4 protein-coding genes are annotated in these 6,515 nt (G+C 40.8%); all 4 read right to left on the bottom strand.

The genetic code is table 11. From position 1 onward, the window contains the following. A partial coding sequence (locus VK541_RS11240; RefSeq protein ID WP_324370061.1) for a Gfo/Idh/MocA family oxidoreductase occupies window positions 1-557 on the bottom strand: 557 nt, incomplete at its 3' end. A gap of 57 nt (window positions 558-614) precedes the next feature. Next, entirely contained in the window at window positions 615-1,319 is a 705-nt protein-coding gene (locus VK541_RS11235; protein ID WP_324370059.1) for a hypothetical protein, read from the bottom strand. Between the two features lie 14 nt (window positions 1,320-1,333). Next, window positions 1,334-3,130 (bottom strand): RagB/SusD family nutrient uptake outer membrane protein, encoded by a 1,797-nt coding sequence (locus VK541_RS11230; protein ID WP_324370057.1) that lies wholly within the window; start codon window positions 3,128-3,130, stop codon window positions 1,334-1,336. Window positions 3,131-3,138: 8 nt separating this feature from the next. Further along, complete coding sequence (locus tag VK541_RS11225; protein WP_324370055.1) at window positions 3,139-6,282, bottom strand: TonB-dependent receptor; 3,144 nt, start codon at window positions 6,280-6,282, stop codon at window positions 3,139-3,141. Window positions 6,283-6,515 lie beyond the last annotated feature (233 nt).

The raw sequence follows: 6,515 nt of genomic DNA, 5'->3' as shown, positions 1-6,515 counted from the left end.
TTGTATTCGGCAGCTGCGCTGAAGATCTTACCAAACGCACCCTCCTGATATAATTTACGCACAGAAATGGTATTCTGGTACCATACTGAAGTTTCTGCCATCATATAGGTAAGCCCGGTGCGTTTAACGGCGGCAAGAATTTTAGCACAGTCTTCCAGTGTCGTTGCGACGGGAACTGCACACAAAACGTGCTTGCCAGCCTGCAGGCTGGCCAGGACATGGCGGGTATGGTCCGGAGCTGGAGTGGCGATAAAAACTGCTTCAATTTTTGGGTCCAGTATCAGTTTTTCGAGTGATTCATAGCTTTTTGCACATTTGTAAACCTGCATCAATTTGTCACGCCGTTCGGGACGGAGGTCGCTCACCGCTTCAACTGTACAATTTGGGTGTTCATGGAACTGAAAACCAGAGCCGAAATTCCCGCCTATAATACCCATTCTGATCTTGCGGTCAATAATGGCTGGTTCTGCAAAAGTAAACCCTGGCAATAGCGTTGTACCTGCCACCAGGCTGGCCATACCTACAAATTTTCGACGATTGATAAAAGAGTCTGACATAGTTAAATAATCTGATGTTTTTATAGTTTATAATTTCGGATAAGCTGTGAGGAACAATTAAAGAACTTTTATCGTTAGTGTCGGGCTATAATTATACTTGACACTGCTGGCTGTACGGGCAGCGGCCCTAATATAGTACGTTCTGCCAGTTTCCAGGCCAGTATACACATCTGTATACGTAGTGGAAAGGACCGTTTCATCAATTACTGCGGTATGGCTGCGGACGGTAGTTTTGTTAGATCCATTAATCACATCAAAAACCGTTGTAGTTACTGTGGGTATATTGGATACCATCGTCCTGCTTTCAGTGATCTTACCTGCAACAGTACTTCTTGCTATGGTATAGCTTATACTTACGCCGCCCGTTGTTGGTGTAGCCGTTGCAATTACATTTAAATAGGGAGTTATCACAAAATTAAGCATAGCTTTGGTATTACTTTTTAAAGTAACCCTCTGCGTATCTATTGTAGGAAGAAACGGGCCTTCAACAGGCAACACCTTATAATCTCCGGCAAACTGTTTCGTATTGTTCCATATACCGTCAGGTCCCATATCCCAGCGGCCGCAGGTGCTGCAGTAAGGATATTTCAGCTCGATCATTTTAATAATAGTTCCATTTGGCCTTTCAGATTCAAGCGGCTTATTGGTCATATTATCAATAACGGTTACATTAATTCCTGCATCCGGCTCTGCATAATTGTCATTTTTCTTACAAGCAATCAGAAGTGCGGCCAGCATTATATAAATAGTTAACTGTTTCATGTGAGTGTTTTTAATTAATAACCAGGGTTTTGGATCAGTTTAGGATTTACAGTAAGGTGCGCCTGATCAATCCATTCGTAGTTAAAGCGGTTAAGGAATGTTTTAGGATTACCTGCCTTCGCTGTTTTGAATATCCAGGTATTGTCATCGAGCACCTTAAATGGAAGAATGGCACTATAACGTGTTGCATTCATTAAAGATTCGCCAATACGCCATCTTCTGATATCCCAGTAACGATGTTTTTCAAATGCCAGCTCAATTTGTCTTTCATGTCTTATTTTATCACGTGTAACCTCAGCATCTGTCAGCAATTTTATTCCGGCACGGTCACGTATATCGTTGATCGCTGTTTTGGCATCAGATACTTTGTTTAGTTCGATGGCTGCTTCAGCATAGTTTAGCAGTACTTCTCCATATCTCATGTCAATCCAATCCTGATCCTGCCTGCCGGGAATAAGTTCTGATGGTGTATATACCGGATCCATGTATTTTCGGACGTAATAGCCTGTTTGCGATATCTGGGTTCCGCCGCTTATACCATTTAAGCCAATAATCCGGATACCCTTGTTACCCTTGATTTTACTAACAACATCATATAATTCGGCATAGTTAGTTGTAGTTATGGTAGATGTACCGTCTATTAATCCAGCTTGCACATCGATAACAGTGCCTTTCCAATCCGAAAATGGATAAATGATTGTGGCCGCAAAACGAGGATCCTTATTGGCATACAAATCAATAGCATTGTTATATTTTATTGGATTACCAGAGCCATCAGTTAATTTCAGTTTACCGGGTGAACCCTCAATATATTCAAATTCTTCAACCAGTTCCAGAGTAGGATTTAAAGAACCTGAATAACCTGAACCACCTCTTACTCCCCATGGAATGTTATACTGATCGTACGAATGCCCTCTTTCGGGATATTTAAAAATTCTGACAAAAATAGCTTCGGTATTGGCAATGGTCTGATCAAGAAAAAGAGCCTGAAAGTTCAGTGTTTTGTTTTCGTTTTTTCTGTAAAGGCTATACTTTCCATAACCTATCACCTTTTTAGCAGCATCATATGCCAGCTGCCAATATATATCTGCATCGCCCGCAGGGATACCTAAGGTACCATTTAATTGCATTGTGCCGTATTTTGCAATAGAGCCCGCAAATAACATAGCACGTGATTTCAGAGCGTAAACTCCATATTTGTTCACCCTGCCCCTAACACTCGTTTCACTTAGCAGCAAAGCAGCCTCATCGAGTTCTTTAGCTATAAAATCATAGATCTCTTTTTCCGTATTACGCGCAACCGAGAGTTCTTCGATATTACTTCCAGTAAACAATTGAGGTATGGTAATCAATGGAACGCCTCCATATCGTTTCACCATTTCGAAATAATGGTAAGCCCTTAAAAATTTAGCCTCACCTAACCAATTGTTCTTTTTAGCCGCCTCAAGATTAGAAGCTGGTAATTTTTCAATGAAGTTATTTATATTTCTTATTTGTACATAATTCCATTGCGGCAGGTTTCTCCCATCTCCAATATTAACAGGGTCATATCCTGAAACGTTTATGGCCTCTTCTGTATAATGAGCTATCTGTTCTCCTACCTGGGTATTTGGAGCTGTTCCACGAAGTGTCCAGAAGTTAAAGTCTTCCAGGGGTGCCTGCTGATACAGCGAAGCCATATATGCTTCGATACCTGATTCACTGGAGAATATAGCTTCATCCTGGATGATATTTTGAGGCTTTATATTTAATGCGTTCTTACAAGATATGCATAATGAAAATATAAATATATAGAGTACTGTCTTTTTCATGTCCTTAATTAAAAAATAACATTTAAACCGAAATTGTAAATCTTAGTGATGGGGTATTCCAGGCCAAACTGTGAATTGTATAGCTCAGGATCTTCCATCTTGGCAGATTTTGACCAGGTTAGCAAATTTGATCCATTTGCAAATATCCTAAGTCTTTTTGCTCCTAATTTTTTAATCAGCTGCTGCGGGATGGCATATCCGACTTCCAAACTCTTAAGACGTAAATAACTGGCATCATGTATCCAAAATGGAGATGCGTTCCAATTCTGCAGACCGGAGTTTGGTTGTACGGCTCTTGTTGAAGGATACTTGCCCGGTATCCAGGCACTGTTCGGATCCGTTTCCGATTCTCTGTGCCACCTATCCATAAATAAAGAATATCCATTACGACCATATACCAGAGGGCCTTCCAGATGCAATCCTTTGTAACGTACAAAGAATGAAGTACCCCCCTGCAACAGAAAATTCATATCAAATCCATGCCATTCAAGGTCTATAGTAGATGCAAATGTAACTTCAGGCTTATCGGCTGTGCGGGCTACGGAGTAAATATCTTTTGTATCTATTACACCATCTTCATTCCAATCTTCATATTTCAGATCCCCAGGCAAAAGTGTGCGATTTCCTTGTCCATCCTGTGGGGGTGCATTGTTAAGATCTTCCCTGGAATTAAACATTCTGTCATATCCATAGCCCACAAATATATTGGTCAGCCTATTGTTAGCGTTACTTGCTAACCACCAGTCATCATACGATGAAAGCGTTTTACCCCGCTCCACATGAAGGTTCTTATTACGTGCAAAAGCCATATTTCCTGTTATGTTAAACCGGAAATCGCCAATCCTGTTGGCATGACCTAAGGCAATCTCAAAACCGTTAGACTGGTCGCTGTTAAGGTTCTCCTGAGGTAAGGCAGCCCCTACTGTTGTAGGAAGCGATGTTGCACGCGTGGTTAGTAAACCTTCACGTACACGTCTGAACACATCAAGGGAGAAATTCAGTTTTCCATTCCAGAAGTCTCCATCCAGTCCAATGTCAGTAATCGCAGCAGAGTACCATGTCAGATCAGGATTTAGAAGACCTCTGAAGTTTAAACCTGTAACCGAGGTTTGTGTCGCATCTCCATATACCGAAATTGGTCCGGGATAATTATATCCTGTTAGCCATTGAAATGAAGCAGCTCCATCATCACCCAATTTACCCCAGGAGGCTCTAAATTTTAAGTTATTGATAAAAGCGAAATTGTTTTTTATAAATCCTTCTTCTGATATTCTCCAGCCTCCCGATATGGCAGGAAACAAGCCCCATTGATGCCCCGGAGCAAACTTAGATGAACCATTATAATTTAATGTCCCTTCAAACAAATATTTGCCTTTGTAATCATAAGCTAATTTGCTGATGTAAGCCTGATTACGAAGTTCCAGCGGATAGGTTTGAGGAGCATAACCGGTAAATAAAAGATTGGTGCCTGCAGAAGTCGTAGACTGGTTTAGCACATCACCTGCATATAACTGGTCAACTTCGTCCAGTGAAAATTGTCTGAAACCGGTAAGGCCTGTAACCATCCTTTTTGTATCCTCAAAAACCAATGTGGCTTTTAATGTATGATCTTTCAGAAAGGTCTTGTCATAATTCAAAGAACCCTGCATAACAGATTGAGTATATTTGCCTGTGGTTTCTGTTAAACGGCTGGGCGCGTTTGCCAGTGTGGGTTTATACACTGTGGTTACCACATCGTAATCATATAGGATGTGTTTCTTTTTCCAATCTTTAAGATTGCTGTTGGTGACCCCCTGGTTATACATTACCCTTGCTCTAAGGCCATCTAAAAAAGGAGCAGTATAATTGAGGGCAAAAATTCCGTTTACATTCAGGTTATCTTTTTGTCTGTAGCCTCCGATTTCATCTATTGACCCTGCATAAGGATTACGCTGTTCAAATACATTCTGCAAATACTTCGGATCATTATTAGCAAAGGGCGATAGGGAAGGCAACATATTCACTACCATGTTAATTATTCCCGCTGAAGTTTCCAAAGGCTCGTGGCGGCTATCCTTAACACCATTGATTAAAAATTCGGCCTCAAGATCTTTGGTAATCTTCGCTGTCAGATTTGACCGCACATTATATTTTTTCGCATACAGATCGCCGCTTTTCCACATTCCCTGCTCATTAATATACCCCAGGGAGAAAAAATAAGTCATTTTTTCAGTACCACCCCTGCCACTTAGATTATGAGTTGCTTGTGGTGCATATTTGTCGATCACCGCGTCATACCAGTCTGTACTGGGTAGGGTACCATCCCGGTAATTATTTATCAGTTGTTGAGAAAATGGAGGAGGTACAGATATCCTGCCATTGTTAACAGAGGCATTATATGCAGTATTAAAGGCAGATTCATTGTTTAAAACAGCATTTTGTTCCGCATTTAAAGGTTTGAGTGTCCGTGTAAACTCAGAAACGCCATATGTTCCCGAATAACTTATCTGCGATTCTCCAGCTTTTCCCTTTTTGGTAGTAACCAATAGTACACCATTGGCTGCCCGCACACCATATACGGCAGCAGAAGCATCTTTTAGTACGGTGATACTTTCTATTTCATTCGGATCCAGTGTTCTGAAATTATCTCCGGGAACACCATCTACAATAACAAGGGGATTACCCATATTCCTGATATCGAAAGAAGCCACATAATTCCCTGGTTCACTAGATCGTTGGGCAATCCTTACACCAGGTAATTTACCGGTCATTAAATTCAGGACATCAGGAGTAGTTGTGGTTTGCAGCTCTTTACTGGTAATGCTGGAGACCGCACCGGTTAAGGACGCCTTGGTTTTTGTACCGTATCCTACAACCACAACATCCTCTAAGGAATTGTCACTTTCCTGCAGGACAACATCCAGTGTGCTTCGCCCATTTATTGTTACCTCATAAGCATTGAAGCCGATGTAAGAAAACACTAATGTTCCTGAGAGATCAGAAATTTGCAGCGCGTATCTTCCGTTTTTGTCAGTACTTGCACCGGTGCCGGATCCTTTTAATTTAACATTTACCCCGGGAAGCAATGTACCCTGGATATCTTTTACTGTACCGGTAATGCTTTTTTGTGCATATCCCTGCGTGATCGCACACAATATTAAAAATACAGTCAAGATATAGGTTCTCCTGTGTTGAAGCCAACCCTCCCGTTTGTACTTTAAACATCGGATCCCACTACGTTTTGTAGAAATTTGTTCCATAGTTTTATAATTTATCTGGTTAATTATTTACCCCCTGAAATTTCAATTGAAATTTCGATTTTAATCCCTCGTAAGTACCTAATTATTAATAAACTAAGCTAAATTTTAAAGATTAAAAATGTGCTAAATAATTTGTCCAATGCCTA

Origin of the sequence: Pedobacter sp. (assembly GCF_035317785.1) — a bacterium.
Taxonomy (GTDB): domain Bacteria; phylum Bacteroidota; class Bacteroidia; order Sphingobacteriales; family Sphingobacteriaceae; genus Pedobacter.
The sequence above is the reverse complement of the archived record's forward strand: the minus strand, read 5'-3'. Positions and strand labels throughout refer to the sequence as shown.